Annotated in this window: 21 protein-coding genes and 2 tRNA genes; 5 read left to right on the top strand and 18 right to left on the bottom strand. The window is 24.7% G+C overall.

Annotated elements, in window-relative coordinates; all coding sequences use genetic code 4:
- Positions 1 to 105: 105 nt before the first annotated feature.
- The gene (locus EGN60_RS01160) at positions 106 to 1,176 is read left to right on the top strand and encodes a BspA family leucine-rich repeat surface protein (protein WP_124724274.1); all 1,071 of its coding nucleotides are present in this window, start codon (positions 106 to 108) and stop codon (positions 1,174 to 1,176) included.
- Positions 1,160 to 1,639, top strand: a complete 480-nt coding sequence (locus EGN60_RS01155) for a BspA family leucine-rich repeat surface protein (protein ID WP_124724273.1) — start codon at positions 1,160 to 1,162, stop codon at positions 1,637 to 1,639. Before EGN60_RS01160 ends, EGN60_RS01155 begins: the two co-directional genes overlap by 17 nt.
- Here the strand turns inward: EGN60_RS01155 and EGN60_RS01150 are convergent.
- From EGN60_RS01150 to EGN60_RS01115, 8 genes are all read right to left on the bottom strand, one after another.
- Entirely contained in the window at positions 1,636 to 4,152 is a 2,517-nt protein-coding gene (locus tag EGN60_RS01150; protein WP_124724272.1) for an MIP family Ig-specific serine endopeptidase, read from the bottom strand. The genes EGN60_RS01155 and EGN60_RS01150 overlap by 4 nt on opposite strands.
- A gap of 43 nt (positions 4,153 to 4,195) precedes the next feature.
- Entirely contained in the window at positions 4,196 to 6,703 is a 2,508-nt protein-coding gene (gene lon / locus EGN60_RS01145) for an endopeptidase La (RefSeq protein ID WP_124724271.1), read from the bottom strand.
- A gap of 61 nt (positions 6,704 to 6,764) precedes the next feature.
- Positions 6,765 to 7,583: a nucleotide exchange factor GrpE gene (grpE, locus tag EGN60_RS01140; RefSeq protein WP_157977608.1), complete on the bottom strand. Its 819-nt coding sequence runs from the start codon at positions 7,581 to 7,583 to the stop codon at positions 6,765 to 6,767.
- Positions 7,576 to 8,601, bottom strand: coding sequence for a heat-inducible transcriptional repressor HrcA (gene hrcA, locus EGN60_RS01135; protein WP_124724269.1), 1,026 nt, complete (start codon positions 8,599 to 8,601; stop codon positions 7,576 to 7,578). Before hrcA ends, grpE begins: the two co-directional genes overlap by 8 nt.
- Positions 8,602 to 8,720: 119 nt before the next feature.
- Positions 8,721 to 8,797: transfer RNA gene (locus tag EGN60_RS01130), tRNA-Arg, on the bottom strand.
- A 5-nt stretch (positions 8,798 to 8,802) separates the two neighbouring features.
- A tRNA-Cys gene (locus EGN60_RS01125) sits at positions 8,803 to 8,877 on the bottom strand.
- 66 nt (positions 8,878 to 8,943) lie between these two features.
- Complete coding sequence (locus EGN60_RS01120; RefSeq protein ID WP_124724268.1) at positions 8,944 to 9,867, bottom strand: hypothetical protein; 924 nt, start codon at positions 9,865 to 9,867, stop codon at positions 8,944 to 8,946.
- 9 nt (positions 9,868 to 9,876) lie between these two features.
- Positions 9,877 to 10,764, bottom strand: coding sequence for a DnaD domain protein (locus EGN60_RS01115; RefSeq protein WP_124724267.1), 888 nt, complete (start codon positions 10,762 to 10,764; stop codon positions 9,877 to 9,879).
- A gap of 314 nt (positions 10,765 to 11,078) precedes the next feature.
- Between EGN60_RS01115 and dnaE the strand changes: the two genes are divergently transcribed.
- Both dnaE and EGN60_RS01105 read left to right on the top strand, forming a co-directional pair.
- Positions 11,079 to 14,054 (top strand): DNA polymerase III subunit alpha, encoded by a 2,976-nt coding sequence (gene dnaE / locus EGN60_RS01110; protein ID WP_124724266.1) that lies wholly within the window; start codon positions 11,079 to 11,081, stop codon positions 14,052 to 14,054.
- Positions 14,054 to 14,935: a 5'-3' exonuclease gene (locus tag EGN60_RS01105; protein ID WP_124724265.1), complete on the top strand. Its 882-nt coding sequence runs from the start codon at positions 14,054 to 14,056 to the stop codon at positions 14,933 to 14,935. The genes dnaE and EGN60_RS01105 overlap by 1 nt, the downstream gene beginning before the upstream one ends.
- A gap of 36 nt (positions 14,936 to 14,971) precedes the next feature.
- Here EGN60_RS01105 and EGN60_RS01100 read toward each other — a convergent pair whose 3' ends face one another.
- The 4 genes from EGN60_RS01100 to rpsB all read right to left on the bottom strand — a co-directional run bounded on the left by EGN60_RS01100 (position 14,972) and on the right by rpsB (position 18,526).
- Positions 14,972 to 15,829: a hypothetical protein gene (locus tag EGN60_RS01100; protein WP_124724264.1), complete on the bottom strand. Its 858-nt coding sequence runs from the start codon at positions 15,827 to 15,829 to the stop codon at positions 14,972 to 14,974.
- Between the two features lie 45 nt (positions 15,830 to 15,874).
- A complete protein-coding gene (locus EGN60_RS01095; protein ID WP_124724263.1) occupies positions 15,875 to 16,690 on the bottom strand; it encodes an HAD family hydrolase in 816 nt (271 codons plus the stop codon).
- Between the two features lie 71 nt (positions 16,691 to 16,761).
- Positions 16,762 to 17,640, bottom strand: a complete 879-nt coding sequence (gene tsf / locus EGN60_RS01090) for a translation elongation factor Ts (protein ID WP_124724262.1) — start codon at positions 17,638 to 17,640, stop codon at positions 16,762 to 16,764.
- Between the two features lie 25 nt (positions 17,641 to 17,665).
- A complete protein-coding gene (gene rpsB / locus EGN60_RS01085; protein WP_124724261.1) occupies positions 17,666 to 18,526 on the bottom strand; it encodes a 30S ribosomal protein S2 in 861 nt (286 codons plus the stop codon).
- A gap of 191 nt (positions 18,527 to 18,717) precedes the next feature.
- On the opposite strand from rpsB, the gene EGN60_RS01080 reads away from it, so the two are divergent.
- The gene (locus EGN60_RS01080; RefSeq protein ID WP_124724260.1) at positions 18,718 to 19,179 is read left to right on the top strand and encodes a GAF domain-containing protein; all 462 of its coding nucleotides are present in this window, start codon (positions 18,718 to 18,720) and stop codon (positions 19,177 to 19,179) included.
- 58 nt (positions 19,180 to 19,237) lie between these two features.
- Here the strand turns inward: EGN60_RS01080 and EGN60_RS03520 are convergent, their stop codons facing one another.
- From EGN60_RS03520 to EGN60_RS01050, 6 genes are all read right to left on the bottom strand, one after another.
- Positions 19,238 to 20,143, bottom strand: coding sequence for a TM2 domain-containing protein (locus EGN60_RS03520; protein ID WP_245979692.1), 906 nt, complete (start codon positions 20,141 to 20,143; stop codon positions 19,238 to 19,240).
- Between the two features lie 222 nt (positions 20,144 to 20,365).
- Positions 20,366 to 21,247 carry an aromatic motif membrane protein gene (locus EGN60_RS01070; protein WP_170149951.1) on the bottom strand — a complete coding sequence of 294 codons (882 nt, stop codon included), beginning with the start codon at positions 21,245 to 21,247 and terminating at the stop codon, positions 20,366 to 20,368.
- Positions 21,240 to 22,091, bottom strand: coding sequence for an aromatic motif membrane protein (locus EGN60_RS01065; protein WP_124724258.1), 852 nt, complete (start codon positions 22,089 to 22,091; stop codon positions 21,240 to 21,242). Before EGN60_RS01065 ends, EGN60_RS01070 begins: the two co-directional genes overlap by 8 nt.
- Positions 22,081 to 23,076 (bottom strand): aromatic motif membrane protein, encoded by a 996-nt coding sequence (locus EGN60_RS01060; RefSeq protein ID WP_124724257.1) that lies wholly within the window; start codon positions 23,074 to 23,076, stop codon positions 22,081 to 22,083. Before EGN60_RS01060 ends, EGN60_RS01065 begins: the two co-directional genes overlap by 11 nt.
- Entirely contained in the window at positions 23,054 to 23,758 is a 705-nt protein-coding gene (locus EGN60_RS01055; protein ID WP_124724256.1) for an ABC transporter ATP-binding protein, read from the bottom strand. Before EGN60_RS01055 ends, EGN60_RS01060 begins: the two co-directional genes overlap by 23 nt.
- The gene (locus EGN60_RS01050) at positions 23,758 to 25,572 is read right to left on the bottom strand and encodes an ABC transporter permease (RefSeq protein WP_124724255.1); all 1,815 of its coding nucleotides are present in this window, start codon (positions 25,570 to 25,572) and stop codon (positions 23,758 to 23,760) included. The genes EGN60_RS01055 and EGN60_RS01050 overlap by 1 nt, the downstream gene beginning before the upstream one ends.
- Positions 25,573 to 25,715 lie beyond the last annotated feature (143 nt).

The following is a 25,715-nucleotide window of genomic DNA, read 5'->3' as shown; positions in this document are numbered from 1 at the left end:
TAAAACACTTCTATATATCTATATTAAAAACATTTAAAAATTTGTATTTTAAAAACTTAAATTAAAAAGGAAATTAAGAAAAAAAATAAATTTTTACTTTTATTGATGCCAGCTGCAATTTTATCTCCTTTAATTTCTTTAGCTTGCAATAAGCCAAATGATAATAAAAACAATATTAATGACATAAATAAAAATTTTAAGTATTCACCTGCTTCTAGAAATGGATTAATTGACTTAGTAAATGATGAAAACGTTAATTTAGGTGATATAGACACTTCAAAAATTACAAACATGTCAAATTTATTTTCAGAATCATATAGAACTGATTATAGTGGAATAGATAAATGAGATGTAAGCAATGTTAAATATTTTGATAATATGTTTGAATTACCATTTCCAGAGACAAGAGAAAAGGTAGACATGTCAAAATACAATTTTAACAATTGAAATTTAAAATCAGCCGAATCAATGTACGGCATATTTGGTAATTTAAATATTATTCCAGATATATCAAAATGAAATTTATCTAACGTTAGAGACCTAAGAGGGTTTTTAGGTTCAGGTTATAAAGACAATTATTCAAAATTAAATATTAACATAAATAGCATTAGATTTGATTTGCCTGAAACTATTTATAATGTAGATAAACAGCTTGCAGGTTTGTCTTTATTCTTTCATGAAGCCAATGTCAATAAAATTAAAAAGCCAACAAATTATAAAGAAGAAGGGCAAGATTTTAAAAAAGATGCCACACCGTATTTATTAAAAAAACCTGATGGAAATATAAAATATAGACCTAAAACTAGACATCAACTAAGACAAATAGTTAGAGATGGAAACGTTGACTTAAGTACAATTGACGTTAAATTCATTGATAACATCGACAATTTATTTGACTTTGAAATTTCAAAAGAAAGACTTGCAGGTGTTAATAGTTGAGATACTTCAAATATTCAATCTATGAAAAATGTTTTTAAAAATCAAGACGTGTCTTTATTAAATATAAATAATTGAAATACAGAAAAAGTAGAAGATATGAGTGGAATGTTTGAAAAAACTAAGGGAAACATAGATACATCAAATTGAGTTGTCTCTAAGGTAAGAGATTTCTCTAATATGTTTGCTTTTTCACACTTTAACAACTCATTAGAAGACTGAGATGTATCAAACCGGTAGAAATTTTGCTGGTATGTTTTTAGGTTCAGATTTTAATAAACCTATTGCTAAATGAAATATGACAAAAGCTAAAAATCTTTCTTATATGTTTGGCACAGTTTACCATGAAATGTGAAGTGCTTTTAATCAAGACATCTCAAAATGAAATGTTTCTAATGTAGAAAATTTTGCTGGTATGTTTAGCGGTACGAAATTCAACCAAGATATAAGTGGCTGAGATGTATCAAGCGGGAAAAATTTTTCTTATATGTTTGCAAATGGTTATTTTTTTAATAAAAATTTAAACAATTGAAATGTTTCTAATGGTAAAGATTTTTCAAATATGTTTTACGAAACTTTTGGTTTTGATCCCCAATCAACAGAAAATTGAAGGGTTAAACCAGAGGCTAACATAGATTCAATGTTTTCAGAAAGACAAGGCAATAATTATCCTAACTGATATAAAAAAAGAGGTAGTAACTAAACCCCTTTATCAAACATCCTAGTTTTCAAATTAGGATGTTTTTCTTTTAATGCTTCTCTATATGAATAAACTTGATGAGGATATTTATTTTTATCACTTCCATCAATTAGATTATAAGGATAGATAGTTAAACCATTACTTTGAATCTCTCTTTGTTGAACAAATTGAACAAAAGTAGGAGTGTATATTTTTATATTCTTATTATCATTAGTTAAAAAGCTATTTGATCCAGGCTTTTGACCTCACAAAATTCCTAAAATAAGTCCTTGACTATCCATTAGCATTGAACCACTCATTCCACCAATAACTTGTTTTGGACTGATTCCTCTATAAATCAAACCATAAAGCTTGCTTTGACCTTTTTTATTAAATTCAGTACCTCTATTAGCAGCAACTGTATTATTATAAGTTGAATCACTAAATAAGACTGGTCTATTAATACTATCTAATAACGAATTTAGTTCTGTATCTAAAATATTATTAGAAGTTGAAATATTATTATTTTCGTTTGGAAAACCTGCAAAATAATATCTTGTTTTGTATAAATATTTATTGTCTCCTATATATTCATTTATAGCAATGCTTAACTCATTTATTTTTCTTTTAGTATTAGCTTTACCATTTTGATTATCTATTTTTCTAAATATAGGCGAAGATCCTTCTTGTCTTATATTTAAAATATTTCTTCTTAAATATTCTAAAGTATCAAAAGATATAGTAGCATAAGCTTCATTTTTTGAATTTAAGATTTTTGAATTACCCTTAATTTTTGTATAATATTCATCTGTTTTTTTAACTGCATATTTAAGTTGTTCTAAAACAAATCTTCATTCAGTATTAGTTTCCCTAGAATTTCTTACAGGCATTGAATTATTAAAATCATTGTCGGTTAATGCTCTTTCAGTTAAATCAATATCTAATTCTAAAACAGCAAAATCAGTATAGTAATTATTTTCTTTATTTTGAGTGTTGTCAGTGAAGTTTTGAGCTAAAAATAATACTTTAGGCATTGCTTGTGGTGTAAAAAATCTATAAGCATATTGCTTATTAAATCTTCATTGATTTTTTGCTTTTTTAATTTCTTCACTACTTGTATTTACTGTATCAACACCAATTGAAAAATATTTTATAGGATTGTTTAATCTTTCAGTTTGTAAATATCTTTGAGAATCTTGATCAGTATATAAATCAACTGCAACGTGATAATTAGTAGCTAAAAATAGTTTGTAATGTTCTTTATCAAGTTTAGCATAATCTAAAAGTCAGGCAGTTCCTCCAGTTGTTCTATTATCTTGAAATATTCAATTCAAAATAAATGATCTACTTAAAATGTTTAAAAAATAATCTTTATTAGTTTTTAGTTTTACATCTTCACTTATATCACTATCAGAATATGATTTTAAACTTGGATTTTGAGCATAGAAATGTTCAATTTCATCAGCGCTTAATACTCTATTGTTTTCACTGTCTTTTTGTTTTTCTTTATTTAATTCAGAGTCTAATTTATTATTAAAACTTTTTAAATCATTTAAATTATTTTGATTTAAACTATTAAATTCAGATTCTAAATCATTTTTATTACTTAATTGCTTATATTCTTGTAATTTTATTGAAATGTCTTCTTTTAAAGTGTTAATTGAATTATCTAATTCTACTTTTTTAGCTTTTAAAGCTTCTATTTTTTTATTTAATACTTCTAATTTTTCAGAGTCAAAATTACTTTGTTGTACTTCATTAATTAAAGAATCAAAATTTAATTCTGAATCTTCAACATTGACTTTTAAAATTACATCATTTTTTAAACTGTTTAATTCTGTTTTTATAGTTTTAAAACTTTTAATATTTTCGTTTGCTAAATTTAAAATAATGTTTGCTTGCTCTAGTTTAGAATTTAATTCATCAGCCTTTTCATAACTTAAGGCATCTAAGTCTTGATTTAAGCTATTTTTTATTTCATTGATTTCATTTGAAAAATTATAAGTAACTTCACTTACTTTAATTTGATTTTCTAAATTTAAAAAAGTTTGTTTTTTATTTTCTATTTCAGCTTTTTTTAATTTAAATTTATTTTCATAATTTTTTAATAAAGCAATATTCGCATCTAAAGTTTCAATATTAGAAAAATCAAAAGAGTCTAAAGAATTATAAAAAGAATCTAAGTTTTGTTTTTCATTATAATTTTCAAATTTTTTAGAAACAAAAGAATAGAGACTCTTAAAAGTTTCTATTTTACTTTCATTTGTTTCATTTTTATTATTAGTTTCATTAGGCAGGTTATTTGCTTCTCTATTTGTGTTATTTACATTGCCTTGATTTTGCGAACTACTATTTTTATTTTCATTTTCTAAATTATTTGTGTTGTCTTCTTTAGGCTTTGAAATTTCATTATCTTCTTTTGTTTCAACAGTTTTTATTATTGGAACATCAACTATTTTATTTACACATGAAACTGCAGATAAAGAAAGAGGAATTGCAGCTAATAAACTTAAAATCTTAAATTTCTTTTTAAACATAACTTAAATGATACTTGTTTTATAAATTTTAAATTTAAAAAAACTAAAGTTTAATAACTTTAGCTTTTAAAAAATTATTTTTAAAGATTTGTTCGTAAATTTCATCATAGTATTTAACTGGAACAAATTCAATTTTGTTTTTAACTTCATCAGGCACATCAATTAAATTTTTAGCATTATCATAAGGAATAAACACTTTTTTAATTCCAAATTGAGAAGCTGCTAAAGATTTTTCTTTTAAACCACCAATTGGCAATACTTTACCTCTTAAAGTTATTTCACCAGTCATTCCAATGTTTGCAGGAACTTCTTTTTTAGATAGAGCACTAATTATAGCTGTTGTAAAAGTAACACCAGCACTTGGTCCATCTTTTGGTATAGCACCAGCTGGAACGTGAATATGAATTGATTTATTTTCAAAATCAAAATCAATATCAAATTTTTTAGCATTTGATCTTACATAAGCCAATGCAATTTGAGCTGATTCTTTCATAACATCTTTTAATTGACCTGTAAGTTTCAAACCTTCTTTGCCTTCAAAAGTAGTTACTTCAATTGCTAAAGTTGAACCACCATAACTTGTATAAGCAAGTCCATTTACAACACCAATTTGAGATTTATGTTCGTTTTCATCATCTTCAAATTTAACTGGTCCTAAAAAGTCAGTTACAATTTCTTTAGTTACTTCAAAATCATTTTCTATTTCTTTATCAAGGATTTTAACAACTATTTTTCTTGCTATACTATCTAAAATTCTTTTTAGTTCACGAACTCCAGCTTCTCTTGTATAGCTTTTAATTATATATTCTAAAATGTCATCTGAAATTTTCATTTGACTTTCTTGTAAAGCATTTTGCATTAATACTTTAGGCATTAAATGAGTTTTAGCAATGCTTAATTTTTCTTGTAATGTATATGTTGAAAGTTCAAGTAATTCAACTCTATCAATTAAAGCAGGTGGAATTGATTCATAATAGTTAGCTGTTGCTATAAATAAAACTTTTGATAAATCATATTCTAATTCTAAATAGTGATCTTGGAAGTTAGTGTTTTGTTCAGGATCTAAAACTTCAAGCATAGCACTGGTTGGGTCACCTTTATAATCAGCGGACATTTTATCAATTTCATCTAATAAAATAACAGGGTTAGAAACACCAGCTTTTTTAATAGCATTTATTATTTTACCTGGCATTGCTCCAACGTATGTTTTTCTATGTCCTCTTATTTCTGATTCATCTTTAACACCACCTAATGAAATCTTAACGAACTTACGTCCTAAAGCTTCAGCAATAGATTTTGCTAAAGATGTTTTACCAGTTCCTGGAGGTCCTATTAAAGTCAAAATAGGAATATTATTTGTTGGTTCATTTGTTGATAAACCAGCTTTTGTAATAAATAATTTAGTATCAATAAATTGATCTTTAGTTCCATTAATAGGTAAGTAATCATCATTTTTATTTGAGGCTTTTATATGAGTTAAAACTGAAATAAATTCTAAAATTCTTTGTTTTACTTTAGTTAAACCAGAGTGATGTTTGTCTAAAACTTCACGCACGTGATTAATATCAATTAATTCACGGTCAACTTTTCTTCAAGGTAGTTTTACTATTAAATCAATATAATTTCTTGAAACATTGGCATCTGGACTAGAAGGCATCATTGATGATAATTTTGCTCTTTCAGTTTTTAATGTTTCTAAAACATAATCAGGATATTGTTGTTGAAGATCTGTACTTTCTTCAATTTCATCAATTTTATTATCACCATCTTTTAATAGTTTTTGAATTTGACGCATTTTTTCTCTTAAAACAAAGTTTTTTTGTTCTGCGCCCATTTCATTTTGCATATTTTCATTGATTTGGTTTTCAACTTCTTTAAATGCTATTTTGACATTTATTTTTTTAATAATATTTAAAACTCTTTCTTCTGAGTTACTGAATTCTACAATGTTTCTTAATTCATCAATTGTAAAGTCTTGTTTAATAATTTCACAAATATGTCAACTTATTTTAGAAATTGTTAAGGCATCAAATTTCTCATTTAAATTGTTTTCTAAATATTTAGCAATTTCAACATATTTATCATTTTTGAAGTTTTTTAATTCAGAACCATTTGATTTTTCTAAATATGAAGAACTTTTTTCTACTAAGTAATTAAATACTTTTTCGTATTCTTCACTGCCAAGATTTTCATATTCTTCGCCTTTAACAGCTACACTTAAATAGTCGCCAAAGTCTTTACTGTTTGCCATTTCAATTTCTTTGATATCACAACGGTCATCTGTATCAAAAGTTATTTTGTAAATTCCATTGTCTTCTTCAAAAGAAACAATTCTAGCTAAAACACCTTTACTTAAAAGTTGTTTTTTATCACTTATTAATTCATCATTTTCAGCTTGTTTACTAATAAATCCAATGATAATCATTGAACCAAATTTTTTAATTGACTCATTAACAGCAGCCACACTTGTTACTTTACCTACTTTTGTTGTATTTGTTGAACTAAATGGTAAAACTATTTGTTTTTTTATTGGTAGTATCGGTAAGTTCATTTTTTTCCTTTCACTATTTTTATAATTTTAGCACTTTTATTTTTTGAGTGCTAAAAAAAGATTATTTTCCTACATCAACTAAAGCTGGTTTAATAACTCTATCGTGTAATTTATATCCTATATTTTTTATTTCAATAATTTTATTTTTAAATTCTTCATTTTCTATTAAATTGTGAATTTGTTGTTCATTTGCGTCAAAAACGTCGCCAATTTTCGGAATAATCTTTCTTAAGCCTGCATCTTCTAAAACATTATCAATTTGTTTAGCTAGCATATCAAAACCACGAGCATAATTTCTTACAATATCATTATCAATTTTATTTGCAGCGTTTATTGCTAATTCAAAATTATTTAAAGGAATTAAAAGTTCTTCTAAAAACTTTTGTAAAGCATATTGTTTTGCTTTGCTTAATTCATTTGCATAATGCTCATCTCTTTTTTGATTGTTTTCATTAACAATATTTTGAGCTTTCTTTTGCATTTCTAATATTTGTTTTTTAAACTCTTCTTGATTTTGAATATTTTCTTTTTTTAGTCTATTTATTTCTTCAACTAATTTGTCTAGTGTTTCTGTGCTTTCTGAAATTGTTTGTGCAAATTCTAAATTCTTTTCAATTAATTTTAAAACATGTGAAGAAGGTTTTTTATGTTTTATAACTTTAATTGAAAGTTTTTGATTTTCTTTATGAAACTCAATAAATTCTTCATCTTTTTTATAAACAATTTTACCTTTTTCTAAAGCCTCTTCAACTAATTCATTAACTAAGTCATATCCTAAATTACCTGACAATTCATAAGATTTTTTAGGTTCTTTTTTATCTAATTTATTAGTTTCTTTAATTTCTAATTCTAAATAATCAAACTTATTAAATTTATTCATTTCCTTCTCCTTCGTTTTCATTTTTAATTACTTTCTCTAACATATCTAAAACTTCTAAAGATTCACTTATATTAATGTTTTTGGGTCCTACAATTGATAATTCTTTAATGTTTTTTAGATTATTAAAACCTATTTTTTTAGAAATAATGTTTAAATTTGGTCTTGAAAAATCTAATTTAATATTATTATCTTCATCAATATTATTTTCAAGAGTTTCTCAAACTGAGTGATTATCTATTAAATCTAATATTTTAACAAGGTCAGTTCTTTCAATATTTTCAGATAAAATAATTGAATTTTTATTAAATGCTTTATTTTCAATTTTTTCTTCAAATGTAAAAATATTTTTAATAAATTGTTGAATAATTATTTCATAATTTTTAACTTGTTCAGCTAAAATTGGAGCTAAAGCTTCAACTTTTTCAGATAGTGAAATTAATGGAGTATCAACTAATCTTTCTTTAAAAAGTCTTATTGCTATTCTTAAATCATTTAAAGCTAATTCTTTTTCAAATTTAAAGATTTTATTTTGAACATTACCTGAACTAGTTACTAAAACAACAACAGCTGAAAAATCATTTAAAGTGGTTAATTGAATGCTTTTTAAAGTTTCTGAATTATTGTTTGAACTAGCAACAATAGCAAAGCCCGCCATCTCGCTAACTATTCCAGCAGCTTCATCTAATGTTGTTTGAACATTTAATCTTCTTTTTGCTAATAAATCCTCTAATTTATTTTCAAAAAATTTTTTAGGGTTATATACTAATTTTTTAGTATAAAACTCAAGTCCTAATGTTGAAGGAATTCTTCCACCTGAAGTATGTTGTTTTTCTAAAAAACCTTTTTTTTCTAATTGAGCCATTATATTTCTTATCGTTGCCGAAGAACAAGTTAAATTATATTTGCTGACTAATTTTTTAGATCCAACTGGTTCGCCTGTTTCTATATACATATCAACTATGTATTTAAAATACTCTAAAACTTTTGAATTTAGTTTTTTTTCACTCTTTTCTTGCACAGTCACTCCTTTAATTATTATATTATATCATTTTTTAGCACTAAATTAGCACTTTTTATATTAGATTGCTAAAAAAGAGATAAATAAAAAAGCCAAACGGCTTGTACAGTTTCCTGATATGGCGCGCCCGGCAGGAGTCGAACCCGCAACCTCTTGGGCCGTAACCAAACACTCTGTCCAATTGAGCTACGGGCGCATAAATGGAGCCACCAACCGGATTCGAACCGGTAATCAAGGTGTTGCAGACCTATGCCTTGGCCGTTTGGCTATGGTGGCAACACGTGGCATAATTGCATAATTAATTATAATACAAATTTATAAAAAATAATAAAAAATGTAAAACTAAACTTTTTTAGCTTCACATTTGATATAGTTTCGTTTTATTGTATTTTTAAATAAATTTTCAGCTTTGGCTAAACCTGAATTATTTTTTGAATTAAAAATGATTGCTTCATCTTTCAATGTTAAATCAATTGGAGAACTTATATAAGTCGGTTTTTGATTATATTCTCTTTGCAAAAATATTTCATTTAACATATTGATATACCATTCTGGTTTAACACCAACTCCTAATCTATCAATTATTAAACAGTCAACGTCATTTAACAATGAAATAATATTTTTTAGCTCTGATTGCTCTCTTAAAATTGATTGAATAAAATTATATAAATTAGAAGCATCTAAAAAGGCAACAGTTTTATTGATAATAATTCCATAAATTGCTGAAATAAATTTTAAGATATTTCTTGCATAAATAAAATTATCATCAATTAAATAAAGACCTTTAGGCACTAAAAATTCTTTTGAGCTAACAATTTGTTTAATATGATTTTGAACACCAGCTGGAAATAAAGGATATGCTTTTTTTGCTTCAGATTCAATTTTTGAAGGTTTTATTAAAGATAAATTTTCAAAATACTCCTCGATTTTTTCGTCTAAAGGAGTAATTTTGGTCAATCAGAAGTTATCATATTTTTTTGCTCTTAAAAAAGCTTTATCATTTGAAAAATCAATTTTAAGTTGTCCTAAAGTATTAACATAAAGTTTTCATGATGGCTTTTTATTATTTGTTTTTAAATATTGATAGTATTTATATAAATAATTTATATTACTATTTATTTGTTCTTCATTTAAATTTAATTCTTCAATAATTTTTTTGATATTATAATCTTCTAAAACTTCTATTTTTTGTTTATCAATTTCTTCATTTTTATAAGAATAGTTAAGATTTTCAAATAAATTTTCTAAATCATTTTCTTTTGGCATTTTACATCCTTAATTTTCTCAATCTAATTCGCCAACTAAGTCACTTTCTTCATAATTATAAGTAGGCAATATTTTGTTGTCATCTTTATTATAATCCAAGTTTTTATTTATATTTTTAACTTCTAGAACACCATTTAATTCATTATCAATTAATTCAGCGTTAAATAAGTTTTTATGGGCAAAATCTTTTGCTATTTTTTCAACATATTTTGAAACAATGGTTTTATTTACAGATAAAGAATAGTGTAAAAAACAATTAATTGAAAAATCATCGAATTTCATTAATCTTAATTTATCTATTAAGTTTTGTAATTTAATTGTTATTTTACTTTGTAATTTATATTCTATATATTTTTCTGAAGATAAAGTTTGTTTTCAAGTTTTTTCATCACAAATTTCAAAATCCTTTTGTCCTTCAAAATTTTCAACTTCATTTTTTTCAGAAAAAACATCAAAATATCTTTTTGAAACGTTTTTTAGAGGTTTTTTATTAAATGAAAATTCTGCTGTTTGTTTTAATAAATCTCCATATTTATCTGAACCTATATTTTTACATATTAAAGATTCTAAAAAATGAGAATTACTTATTTCATTAGCATTTAAAGGCTTTTGCAAAACAAAATAAACGTTGTTTTGTTCATCTTCATAGGTTTTTAATAAACTTAAGGCTTCTAATTTAAAACGAGCTTCTATAAATTCTTGTTCATTTATAGATAACATTTTTAAAGTATTAGATAATAAATGAGAATAGTTGACATCATAAATGTCATTTAAATCAAAAAGGTGTTGATAAACTAAAACGGCATTTTTGCCGATAATTGAACTATAAAAAATTCTTAAACTTCTTAAATCATTAACTTTTACATGTTCTGTATTTTCGACATAAAACTGTTTCATTTTCACTCCTTAAAATTTCCATCTGTTATTATTCTAAAAATAAAAAGGTAAATTTTAATTTTATTTTTAAATTTTTTAGTTTCTTAATTGAGATTATTAACACTTATGGACAAAAAAAATAATCAAAAAATGCCTTAAATTAAGGCTTTTTATTTTTTAAACGCTTTTTAATAACAAAATTTTTATTAATTTTTCTTGCTTTTTTCTTTATTTTTTCTTGTCTTTTTATTTCGCAATTTTATTTACTATTTTGGGTAAAAATTTAAGTTTTTCAAATAATAAATTTAGTTAATTTTTTAAAGTATAATTAAAATATGAAATTAATAAATTTACACTTAAACTCTACTTTTTCATTTCTGCAAAGCACAATAGAAATTGAAAAACTTATCGATATTTTAAAAAAAGAAAATAGAGAATATTTTTCTATTACTGAAAGAGGAAATTTTTATAGTTTACCTTTAGTTTTAAAAAAAATTGAAAATAGCAATTTAAAAGCTATTTTCGGTTTAGATTTAGATGTATTAATTAATAATCAAATTTATCGTTTTTTAGTTTATGCTAAAAATAAAGAGGCTTTTTTAGAACTTAAAAAGTTATCTAGTTTTTATTTAAAAAATAATGAACAAATTGAACTTAATAAATTAAATGAATTTAAAGATTTAATTTTTATAGAACATCCTATTTTTGGATATTATAAAAACACAAAAGTACTTTTAAATAATTTACAAAATCATTATGTTTCTTTTCAAAGTATTGATTTAGATAATGAATTTATTAACAAAAATTATTCAAAAACTTTAATAATAAATCACAATGCTATTATTGATTTTGATGATAATGAAATTATTTTAACTTTAAATAAAATGAGAGATCAAAAAACTGAAGCAATATTTGAAAGTTTTTATGACAATATTAATTTTGAAAATAATGAACAAAAAGAATTAATTGAAAAAACTAATGATTTTGCTAAATCACTTTATTTTTCAATTGATAAAAATCATTATATTTTACCTAAATATCCAAATGAAAAAAATCTACCTTCTGATATATATTTAAAAGAACTATTAACTTCTCAAGTTCAAAGAATGTTTAATACAAAAACGTGAAATGATGAATATAAAAATAGATTATTATATGAATTTGATATTATTAAAAAATTAAAATTTGAAGACTATTTTTTAATAATATATGATTGAGTAAAATACGCTAAAGAAAATAATATATCCATAGGTCCTGGTAGAGGTTCTGCTGCTGGTTCGCTAATTTGTTATTTATTAAATATAACTGAAGTGGATCCTTTAAAATTTAATTTAATATTTGAAAGATTTTTAAATCCTTTAAGAATCACAATGCCTGACATTGATATTGACGTACAAGATGATAAAAGAGAAGAAATAATTCAATATTTAGTTAATAAATATGGATATGAAAATGTTTCTAATATAGTAACATTTTCATCTTTAGGAAAAAAATCAGCAATTAGAGATATTTTAAGAGTAAATGAAGTTAGTCCAACACAAATAAATAATATTTCTAAATTAATTTCAGATAAATATGAAAGTTTAGAAGAAGAGTTTGAAAAAAATTCTAAATTTGCTTTAGAGCTTGCAAAAATTGATAATAATGATGAACAAAAAGTTAAAAGAATCTTAAACCATGCTTCGAGAATTTCAGGTTTTTATAGACAAACAGGAACACACGCTGCTGGTGTTGTTATTTCTAATCAATCATTAATTAATTTAATACCTATACAACAAGTAGATTCAATTCAACAAAGTCAAATTTCAATGGAATATCTTGAAGGTTTTGGACTTATTAAAATGGACGTTTTAGGTTTAAAAACATTAACAACAATTAAAGAAATATTATCATCAATTAAAAAATTTAAAAACATTGATATTGATTTATCTAAAATAGATTTAGAAGATAAAAAGGCTTTCGAAATCTTATCAAAAGGAAATACTGCTGGAATATTTCAAGTTGAAAGTCCAATAATGATAAATGCTCTTAAAAAAATAGGAGTTAATAAATTTGAAGATATTGTTGCTATTATTTCAATAAATAGACCAGGCCCTGCTATAAACATTCCAATTTATGCTAAGAGAAAACAAGGCCTTGAGGTAACTCCAAAGGTTGACAAAGAATACGATAAAATCGTTTCATCAACTTATGGCATTATTATTTATCAAGAACAAATAATGGAAATAGTTCAAAAAGTTGCTAACATGTCTTTTTCTGAAGCTGATTCATTAAGAAGAATTATTTCAAAGAAAAAACATGAAGAAATGAAACAACAAAAAGAAATTTTTATTTCTAAAGCAATAAATAATAATTATAAAAAAGAAGTAGCTGAAAATATTTTTAATAATATTGAAAGATTTGCTGAATATGGATTTAATAAATCTCACGCTGTTTCTTATTCATTATTAACATATTATATGGCTTATTTAAAAGCTCATTATCCTTTAGAATTCTATGCAGCTTGCATTTCTTCAGCACATGGTGCTCAAGAGACAATTATTAAATATGCAAACGAAGCTAAGAGAATGAATTTATTAGTTAAATCACCTAATATTAATTATTCAGAAATCAATGCAACAATTATTAATAATGCAATTATTTTACCTTTAATAATGATTAAAGGAATTGGACCTGAAATAGTTAAAAATATTGTTTTAAATAGAATTGAATTTAAAGGATATAAAAACTTTGCTGACTTTTTATTAAAAACTTCTTTAATAAAAGCTTTTGGTACTTCAGCAATTGAAACACTAATAAAAGCAAATGCTTTAAGAGATTTTAAACTTTCACAAAATACAATGCTAAATGAGATAAATAAAGATAATAGTGATTTAATGCTATTTGTTAAATTTAATAAAGATAATATAAATAATATAGAAACCCAAACATATATTAATAACTATCAGCCTTATAAGATAATTAATGATATACAAGAAGAACTTCAAAAAAATGAATTAAATCTTTTAGGTACTAACTTTGATTTTTCAATTTCTAATATTGAACCTTTAAATACAATTACTTTCGACGAAATGCATATAGGTAATCAATATATTACTTTAGCTTATTTAAATAATTTAAAAACGGGTGTTGCTAAAAATGGAAGACCTTATTTAAAATTAGAACTTCAAAATTCTAATAATAAAATAACTGGTTATATTTTTAATAGTGCTGATGAAAGTTTAAAAAATTATGTTAAAAAAGTTTTAGAATTAGTAGTTAATAAAAAAGATGAAAATACTGTTTATATTAAATCATGAAAGGTTAAATAATGCAAAAATTATTAATAGTAGATGGCACATTTTTAGCTTATCGTTCTTATTATGCAATGGTTTATAATAAAGCTGCTCCAGTTTTACAAACTGAGCAAGGAATTGAAACAAATGCTATAGTAAGTTTTTTTAACACATTGCTTTCATTAATAAAAAACTACGATATAACACATTTATATATTGCTTTTGATTCACATATAAAAACTTTTAGACATGAAATGTATTCAGATTATAAAGCAGGACGCCAAAAAGCACCTAATTCTTTTTATACACAGCTTGATTTAATTCAAGATTTATTAAATCATTTAAATATTAAAAATAATTATTTTAATGGCTTTGAAGCAGATGACATTATTGCTAAAGTTGTAAAGAAATTTGATAATAAAGATATATTAATTTTTTCAGGTGACCAGGATCTAAATCAATTAATTAGTTATAATGTTTCAATAATTAAAAAAGTTAAAAGCGAGTTTATTATTTTAAATAATGATAATTTTTTAAATTACTATGATTTTAAACCATCACAAGTTATTGATTATAAAGCAATGGTTGGAGACAATAGTGATAATTTTAAAGGTATAGCTGGAATAGGTCCTAAGACTGCTTCTAGTTTGTTAAAAGAATATGGAACTTTAGAAAATATTTATGAAAATATAAATAATATAAAAAGTACATGAGCAAATAAATTGTTAGAGCAAAAAGAAAATGCTTATAGAGATAAATATATTGCAACATTAAATACAGATTTTCAATTAATTATTCCCGAAATTGATAATTTAAGTTTAGCAAACGTTCAATTAAATAAAGAAGGATATGAGCTTTGTGATAAATTAGAATTAAAGACTTTGAAAAGAAAATTAAGTTATTTTGGAACAAATTAAAATCAAGCTGTTGATAGCTTGATTTTTTATTAATTATTAAGCTGCACGGCCACCATCAGAAGTTGTGGTAGGTGCTACCGCTTTCTTAGCTTCTGATAAAGCTATTACAATCTGCATTACTAATGGGTGAGTTTTTTCATATGTTGCTTGTTCTTTGTTTGCTATAGCATCTTTAACTTCTTGTAGTTTTGTTTTTAATGCTTGAACTTTTTCATTATCTTTATGTGTTTCACCGTTAGTTTTTAAGAAAGCTTCAGAATTTGTTACTTCAGTCTCTAATTTTTTAAAATCTGCTGCTAATAAACGTTTATCATTTTCTACCATTTCATCATTTTTAGCTTTGGCTGCATCATACGCTTTTTTAAGTTTATCTTTTTCGCTTCTGTATTCGGCAATATTAACATTTTCTCTTCTTGCTAAAAATGTTTCTGCTGAAGCAAGTGCAGATTTAAGTGCTGTTCCTTCTGCTCCTAATCTTTTATTTGATTCTAATTCTTTACCTTTAGTTTGTAAGTCTTTAATTTCAGTTAGTAATTGTTCTTTTTCTTGAGCTTCTGGATCGTCTTGTCTAATTAAAGGCGCGTCTTGTACTGCAGGAGGAGTTACAGGGGGAGTTGTAGCAGGGACTGTACCTGCTGGTGTATCACCTTGCATTCCTTCTTTAGGTTGTGTTCCTGTATTTTCTGGGTTTGCTTTATTTGAAGTTCCAGCATCTTCTGCAGGTTTTGTTTCCGCTGGTTTTACTTCTGGTTTAGTAGTTTCTGGTTGAGAAGGTTTCTCTTCTACTTTTGTTTTAACTTCTTTTTTAACACAAGAAGCTGCAACTGCAGCCATTGAAGCTACTGGTAAAACAAAAGTTAAAGCTAATAACATTAGTTTAAAATTCTTTTTCATAATTATTCCTTTTATACATTATTTATGTAAAAATTATACATAAAATTATTTATTTTCTTTATTCATAATTTTTTCTATAGTTCTAGCTACACCAGCTTTTTTGTAATTAAAGCCAATATATGCAGCTTGTTTTTTAACGTTTCTTTGTGAATTTTTCATTGCAACAAATGCTCCAATGTAAGGAACGGTTGTAGTGTCATTTCCTGAATCACCTAAGTGAACAGCGTATTGTGAATCTATGTTCATTAAATCACAAACAAATTTTTCAGCTTTTCCTTTTGTAGCATCTATGTCATTAATTTCTATAGAATAACCTTTTGAAACTACGTGTAAAGACACTTGATTAAATTTGCTTGCTAAGTCGTCACGTAATTTTAAAATTCCTTTTTTAGTTTTCCCAAAAGTTAATATTTTAGTTGAATTTTCAATTTTAGGAACTTCTTCATATGTTTTTTGTTCTAATTTTTTAAGTCAAGCTCTAACTAATTTAAGTTTAAAATGAGGACAATAAATAGTTTTACCACTATTAAAAATAAAGAATAAATTTTCTTTTTTAAGAATATCAATAATTTCCATTACTGTATCTTTTTTAATTTCATGTTTAGCTAAAATATTGTTATTTTTATCTACTATTAAACCGCCATTTTGACAAATTACATATTGAGAATGAATTCTATTTGCTAAATCTAAAACAAATTCAGAATTTCCACGACCTGTTGATAAAATTACCGGAATTCCAGAATCGTTTAATTTTTTCATAGCTTCTACATTTTCGTCGCTTATTAATTTAGGAGATTTTTTATCATCTAAAAATGTTCCATCTAAATCTAAGAAAAATATTTTTGGTTGAAATTTTAACATATATAACCTTCCTTTATAAATTAATATTATAACTAAAAAATTAAACAAAAAAAGCACAAAAGTGCTTTTAATTATTGTTTCATTTGTTCTGCAACTTCAGCTGCAAAGTCAACTGTTTTTTTCTCGATACCTTCACCAACTTCGTATCTAACAGCGTCTAATAATTCTAAACCTGAATCTTTTAGATATTGTGCAACTGTTTTAGATTCTTCCATTATAAATGGTTGGTACATTAAAATTCCTTTTTCATTAAATTCTTTTCTTAACATACCAGCTTTCATTGATTCTTGAATTTTTTCTGGTTTGTTTTGTAATTTAGGATCGTTTGCAACTCTGTCGTGAATTTCTTTTAATTCTTCAGGATTTAAGCAGGTTTCAAATAAATGAGCTGGGTTTAAAGCAGCAATATGCATTGCAACATTTCTTAGATGTTCAGCGTTTGTTCCTTTAGCACTTAAAATAACTGCTACACGGTTGTTTGCATGTGTATAACCAGCAATAACTTCACCTTCATTTGCTTCTAATCTTTCGGCTCTTCTTAAAGAAATTTTTTCACCGATTTTTGCTGTTAACATATTGCAGTTTTCTTCAATTGACATACCATCAATTTTAACGTCTGCTAAGTCTTCAACTTTTTCAAATTTTGTAGCTAATAAAACATCAGCAATTTTGTTTGATAATTCAACGAACATTTGGTTTTTAGCAACAAAGTCTGTTTCTGAGTTTAATTCAAATAAAACTGCTACATTGTCTTTGATAGCTGATCTAACGATACCATCAGCAGCAATTCTTCCTGCTTTTTTAGCAGCTTTAACGATACCTTTTTCTTGTAATCATTCGATTGCTTTTTCAATATCGTTGTTTGTTTCTTCTAAAGCGTTTTTACAGTCTAAGAAACCTGAGTTTGTTCTTTCTCTTAACTCTTTAACTTTTTGTAAATCTACAGCCATTTTTTTCTCCTTAATTTAGTTATTATTATTCAGCTTTTTCTTCTTTGTTTTCTTTTTCTTCAGTAGCAACTACTGCTCTTTCTGGTTTAGGATCTTCAGGTAAAACAATTTCTTCGTTTGATTTGTAAGCATATAATTGAGCTTCATTTCTAGCAGCTGCAATAGCATCAGCTAAAATTGTTGTAACTAAAGTAATTGATTTTACTGAGTCATCATTTGCAGGAATTACGAAATCTACTAAATCAGGGTTTGTGTTTGTATCTTGAATTGAAATAATTTTCAAGTTTTTCTTTTTAGCTTCTTTAATAGCAATTTCATCATCTAATGGAGATGCACAAATCATAACTTGAGGCATTGGAACTTTACCAGCTAATTTTCTAATACCGCCTAAGTTCTTTTGTAATTTAGCTATTTTTTTGTCCATTAAAAGACCTTCTTTTTTGGTGTAACCTTCGTATCCACCTTTTTGTAGACCTTCTAATCTTTCTAATTCTTTAACACTTCTAAAAATTGTTTGTGAGTTTGTTAAAGTACCACCTAGTCAACGTTCTGAAACGTAAACTGAGTTTGTTCTTTGTGCAGCTTGTTCAATAGCTTTTTTAGCTTGTTTTTTTGTTCCTACTCAAATAAATGATGTTTGTTTTTGAGCCATTTTGAATAATAGTTTGTATGCATATTCTAAATGTTTTTGTGTTTTAGCAATATCAATGATGTGAATTCCCATTCTTTTTCCTCAAATGTATTGTTTCATTTTTGGATTTCATTGACTAATTTTGTGACCAAAGTATGTTCCTGCTTCTAATAATTTTTCACGAGAAACGATTGCTTGTTCAGCTTGTGCAACTGGTGCAGCTGCTTGTTTTTGTTCTTGTAATTTATCTGACATTTTCTTTCCTTAAATTTTTGTTTTACTTCCTATTATTTCTAACAACAGCCATCGCATTACGACACGCGCCATTGAATCCGTAATAGTGTTTGATTAATTAATTCGTTTTTTAAATTTCAGTACTTTATAAAGTACTTTCTTATTTTACCACAAAATAAAAAATAAAATTTAAATACTTATATAATAGTGATATGGAAAAATTCAACACATACACTGCATTAATAAAAAACATTAAAAAAACCTATACTTTATTAGCAAATACATCTGCATATATTTTTGAAAAATTTGATAATTTAAATTGAGCGGGTTTTTATAAAAATGAAAATGATTATTTATATTTAGATGCATTTCAAGGCAAAATAGCTTGTACAGAAATTCCTTTTTCTAAAGGTGTTTGTGGTTTAGCTGCAAGAAAAAAAGAAGTTGTAGTTATAGATGACGTGCATACTTTTGAAGATCATATAGCATGTGATAGTGCTTCACAAAGTGAAATGGTTATCCCATTAATTGTTAACAACAAACTTTTTGGACTTTTAGATCTTGATGCACCTATAAAAGTTAGATTTGATAAACAAACACAACAAGAATTAATTGAAATTGCAAATGAATTAAGTAAAAAAATTGAAGAATTAGAAAATAAAAAAGAAGTCTAAAAACTTTTCTTAAAACAAATTTAAGTAAGTTTAATAGCTTCTTTTATTTTTTTATCAATTAAATTTTGTTTCCTTCGTTATCTTTCATATTTCCAGTAACTGCTAAAATAAAATCAATTACTGCTCATATACCAAAACCACCCGCTGTAAAGAATTTTGCTAAGGCTAAGCCTATTCTTCCGGCATATAATCTATCTACTCCAGCTACACCAAAGAATATGCTAAGAATAATTAAAACTGTTCTATTCTTTTTTGAATTTGAAAGTTGTTTAGGTTCTTCATTACCATAACCATATCTGTCTTGAACTTGTTGATTTGGATTTGGTTGTTGATATTGAGGTTGTGGTGATTGAACATATGGCTGAGGTTGATAAGTAGGATAAGGCACAAACATAGGAACAGGTTGAGGTTGGTAAACAGGCACTGTTTGAGTGTTTGAATTATTTTGACTTTGCATATTGTCAAAAGTAATTTGGTTAGCTTGTCTTTCTGATAATTTATCTTTAACATCTTCAATGTATTTCATGTATCTACTCATTGTTAAACTAGATAATGCTAAACCATATGATGTTTTTTTAGTTGCTACTATTCCAAGAATAAAATTAAGTAATGAAATAGGTGGAATAAAACTAAGAATTAACATTAATTTTGCTGATTTAAAAATTGAAATATGTTCTAAAAAACTAAAACCATTACTTTCAGCCATTTCATTCATTGATTCTAATGCAGTTATCATTGCACCCAGTCTTACAATAAAAACTATCCTTACTATTAATATACTAATACCGCATATAAATGAAGCTATTAAATCAATAAAAAATACTCAACCAATTATTTTTCAATTTAACTCATTTTCCATTTTATATAAAATATATTCAGAATATTTACCATTTTCTACTGGTCCTTCTTTACTAAGTAAGACATTGTAATTATACAAGCTAGCATCAATAAAAAAGCTGTTCAAATAAGACCAGTAAGATTTTTATGCGCATTTTTTATGCCTCTTAAAGCTGTACCAGATTTTCTAAATTCTTTATCTGAAAAATTGTAATAATTTTGCTGATTGTAGATTGTATTCATTTTATTTTCCCTTCTTTTTTAATTTTACAAAAAATTAATAAAAGTTCCTTAATTTAAGAACGATTTTTGATTATAAAAAAGAAAATGACTTTGCATTTTCTTTAAATTAATTAACATCAACTACACTATATCTTAGTAATTTTCCCTCATACTCTTCTTCAAAAAGAATTTTATCAACTCTATTATTTGGTCTTGAAGCAAAAGCTTCTGAGGTTTCTACATATTTTGCAATGTTAAATCCATTCACTGCTTTATCTAAACTGACTAATTTTGGATATGATTGAATATAACCTAATATATTAATTTGTGGGTCATTTTTTAAATTATCTTCATCATAATCAACGCTAATTTTTATAATAAATCCTTCTTCTGTTAGTAAATAAACTCTATCTTCAATTCAGTCTTCTTCATGATTATATTTTTGAATTACAAATTGAGATATTTTATTTTTTTTAGGTTTATAAAATGAACCTAATTTTAATGAATTTCCTAAAAGTTCAGAAGTTGAATTATCAGTAGTTGATTCAAATTTATCAAATTCAGGATAATATGCAAATGTGAATTTGTCTAAATTAAATAAGTATCATAATCAATTTTTTGATAATAGTTCATTTATTATTTTTTCACCATTTTCAAGTAGATATGGTTTTTTACCACCGAAGCCTAAAAAACCATCATCGCTATCAAAACCAAGTGCTGATGTTGGATTACTTGCATATAAAAATGCACTTTTTAGTTTGCTTATATAATCTTTTTCATTTATGTTTTTTTGATCTTCAATATATTTATCTATTTTTTGTTTATTATTATTAAACGCTATTTTTAAAAGAGATTTTATATAATCATAACTTAAAAATTGATCTCATTTTTTTTGATTTTCATTGTTTATTAAAATGTTTTTTAGTTCTTGATTGTTTTGACAAGATATAGCAACAAGAGGAAAAAAAGCTAAAGAAGGCAAAACAAATTTCATTAATTTTTTAAGCATTTTTCTCCTCTCATAAATAAACCATTTCACTAGGTGGGCCATATTTTTGTTTTTCAACCATGTCTTTTTCAAAAGAAACAAATCCTTCAGCAAAACCATGAACTAAAGCTGAGTGAGCGATATCAGAAACTAAGTTAATTGATATGTTTTGAGCTTCGCCTGAGTTAAATGATCAACTATAAGGCTCAAACTCAATATAAGGATTTTCTTCTATAATGTCACTAATAATTATTCTAAAAATGTTCTTTTGTTTTTTTAGATAAAAAATGGTTGTATTAGGTAGTTCAGCTGATTCATCTCCTTCTTTTAATTCATTAAAATAAGGATTTGAAAAAACTATTTTTTTAGGTTTTTCTAAAGTTTTTAAAGTTTCTTTATATTCTTGACTATGTCCTCCTTCTTTTGAATTTGGAAATAAAAGTCAATCATAAAACTCACCAGTGAATTTATCAATATTTTTTAAAAAGAAATATCAATTTTTATTATAAAAAGTCTTTAATTTTTCTAAAAAAGCACGTTTTTTTTCTAAAGTATCTTGAGCTAAATATTCAGATGATAGTTTTTTAAATTCAGCTTTTGTTTTTGTTTTATATTCTTCACTATTTTGTAAATTGTAAAATTCAGTTCTTTTAGCTTCTGTTTTATATAATTGGTTAACTAATGAATCTAACATTTTTTCAGTTTTTTCAGCTTCAGGAACTGGCGAGTTGAATATAATATCTCTATTTTTTGGAACTATTTCTTTTAATTTATCATTTTGTTGATAGTTTTGACAAGCTACTAAACCAAAAGGCAATAGAGTTGTAATAGAAACTAGAGATAATAAAATTTTTTTATTTTTCATTTACTCACCTCCAGGTAAAACGATAAATATGCTTATTTTCTTTAAACATATCTAAAACTGCTCGTGCGATATCATCATTATAAGCTTCAAAATTAAATAAATCTGATTCTTGTTTGTCTGTATAGAATTTGTAAAATTTATTTACATCAACAGTGTCAGGATGAGCATCTGATGTTCTTTCATATTCAACATCATCTTCAATTAACTTAATTCTTTTTTCAAGCATTTTTTGCTCTAATTCTTTTAAGATTTCTTTACTATTTTCTCTTGATGTTGAATCACTTAAATAAATTACATCAGGTAATAATTTAAAAACTTTTTGATTATTTAGTTCATATGTATAAGCTCTTAAAACTGTTTTATCATTTAAAAATAAATAAGCAATTCTTTTATTTTTATAAAGCTCAAACTTTTTAACTTTGTCATAAGTTAACCAAGGTAAATAATAAACTTCATCAATTGCATTGCCTTTATTAATATATTGAAGGTCTTTAAATTCTTGTTGCGCTTTTAAAATATATTCTTTAGCTTTATCTAAATCTTTATTTTGATCTCCATAAGGATTTAAAGCAAAACTGAATTTATCAATATTTTTTAAATATCAATATCAATTTGATTGTAAAGTATCTATTATTATTTTTTTAGATTCTTTAACTAATCTTAAAAAATCTCCTGCTTTATCTTCTGCTGATAAAATATAAGGAACAAAAAAAGTTAAAGCATATTTTATTTCATTGAATTTAGCATCTAAAATATTGTTTTGATTATTAATAAATTCATTTTGTTTTATTGGATCTGAACTAATATAATCATTGATTAATTCTTTAATAGCACTTGTATTAAAGTCTTTATTTGTATTTAAATTTGTTAAATTGCTATTGTTTTCATTAATTGATTTTTTAGTTTCTAAATTATTTTGACAACTTAAAGCAATTAAAGGAAAAGCCAAGGCTAAAGGTAAACTAATCTTTAATAATTTTTTCATAAAAAATATCTTCTAAATGTTTTAATTTAGGACCAGAATAAATTAATTTGCCTTGGTGAATTAAAGTTAAGCTATCTGTATAACGATCTATTTCTGAAAGTATATGAGAACTAATAATAATTGTTGTTCCATTTGCTTTTAATTCATTTAGAATTGAAAATAATTCATAACGAGCTGTAGGATCTAAATTAGCAGCTGGTTCATCTAAAATAATTAATTTAGGATCATGAATTAAAGCTTGAATTAATAAAACTTTCTTTTTTTGACCTGAAGAAAAATTGAATGGTTTTTGATTAGCTAAATCTCCAATATTAAATTTCTTAAGTAATGAATTAATTTTTTCTTTAGCTTCTTTTTTTGAAATATTAGTTAATAAAGCAAGTGAGTAAAGATATTCAAATGTACTTAATTCTTTAGGAAATAAAGTGCTTTCAGGAACATAACCTAATATTGCTTTAGCTTCAGGTTTTAAAGTACTTATATTGTTTATAAAAATTTCTCCTTTGAAATTTGTATAAGCACCAATTATTGTTTTTATTGTTGTAGTTTTACCAGCACCATTTTCACCAATAAAAGCATGAAAATCACCTTTTTTAACTGAAAAAGATAAATCACTAACACCACGTTTTGAACTTGAATAAATTTTTGTTAAGTTTTTAACTTCTAAAATATTTTCATTCATTATTTATAGTCCCTTCTGGTGTATAAGAAATAGTTTGCTAAGGCTAAGGCAACAATTATTGTTGCTCAAATTGCTATATAGGCATATTTATTAATTATTTTTTTATCTCTTTTTATTGTGTAAATTTCATCTACATTTTCAAATAAAAAGTTATTTTTACTTGGAGTTAGTTCATATCTAATAACAACTTTATTATTGTTAACTTGTTGTTTTGTTTCATAAGAATCAAAACCACCAATAAAGTATTTATTATTATCTACAGTAATTGATATTTGTTTTGGAGCAAAAGTATTTTTATCAGTGTCTACTTTAATTAATGATTTAAATAATTGGCTATTATTATCATTAAAATATAAATAATATAAAAGTGCCACTGCAAAATAAATTTTTCTTTCAGTTTCTGATTGAAGTAATTCATTTTTTATTGCAAAATCATCAAAAATAGCAATGTTATGTTCTTTTATTTTATATAGTTGTGAATCTGGATTAGCTAATTCAGCTGAAATTGAATCTAAAAGAAGTTTTGAAAGTTCTGAATATGAAGTTATTTTTTCATTAGTAATTTGTTGATTTATTTTTTTATAAAATTCTTTTGAAAAATCATTAAATGGTTTATATCTTAAAGCATCATAAACATTTTTTCAATTTAATTTACCAACTAAATTTCTTGGACTTGCATAAACAAAATTGTCTTCAGGAAAGGTTACATCAAAATTGTCAGCATTTTCTCTTGCATAAATTACTGAATTAGCACCTTCATTTGCTAATGTAGAGTAATTTTTTAAAAGTCCTGGAACAAAGTATTTTTGACTTATTTGGTTATCTAATCCTATTACTGGTAATTTTAAAACTGAAGAATTTGTATCTAATTTATAGTTGTAAATTGTGTTTTCTAATTTATTGTGATATATAAAGTTATTTAAATTTTGATCTTTACTTTCAGAAGTGCTATTAAATATTTTATCATTTGATAAATTAAAGATATCAACCATTTGATATGGTAATGTTAATCATGAATAAATTTGTCATTCTTTTGCTGATGGAGCTGCTATTTTGATAACTTCATTTAAATATTTTTTCTGATCATCTGCAAAAGAATTATTATTTAATCCATTTGCTATTAAATTTAGTTCGTCTTTATTATTATTTAAATAAAAACCTTCAACATCTAATTCATTCCCTGAATTATGATATTGATATTTGGTATTTAAATAATAAGCTGCATTATTAATAGTTGAAGTTGAAGAAGCTGATATAAAACCCCCTCCTAAAACTAATGGTGCAAAAACTAATAATGGTAAAGTTATTGCAACTTTTTGATTTATTTTATAAGCAATTAAAGATGTTATTAAACCAAAAAGTAAATAAGCACATAGATTTACAACAAAGCTTAAAACAATCAAAATGCCTAAATTAAATGTAATTTTTAAAGTTGCAAAAACAATTAAATTACTTATTAAGGCAACTAATGAATAAATTAAACCAAAGTTTAAAAATGAAATCATTTTACCTAAAATAATTGTTTTTCTAGATAACGGTTTTGAAAAAATTAATAATTCAATCCCTTCCTGTTCAAAATCTCTAAAAACATTAAGTGATTTTAATGAAGCATATAAAACAGTTAATATTAAACCTAAAAATGTATAGCCATAAATAACAATATTGTTATTTGAACTATTTAATTTTATTGTAGCAATTACAATTGCTAAAATAATACTGATTGCAAACAAAATAGTTGGAATGATATAAGAACTTTTTTTCTTACCAACGGTTTTGAAAATAAAACTGTTATATGCGTTTATTTTTTTTGTCATTTTATCTCCTTCTTTTTTAAATATCAACTTATAAAATAATAACACAATTATTATTTTTTTACATTATTAATATAATTTTTTTTATATTAAAATTGTAAAAATGTCGTTTAAGAAAATAAAAAAAGTGAGCTTTTAAACTCACT

Source organism: Mycoplasma struthionis (assembly GCF_003855455.1).
In the GTDB taxonomy this organism is placed as follows: Bacteria; Bacillota_I; Bacilli_A; order Mycoplasmatales; family Metamycoplasmataceae; genus Metamycoplasma; species Metamycoplasma struthionis.
This window is presented reverse-complemented; position numbering and strand designations above follow the sequence as displayed.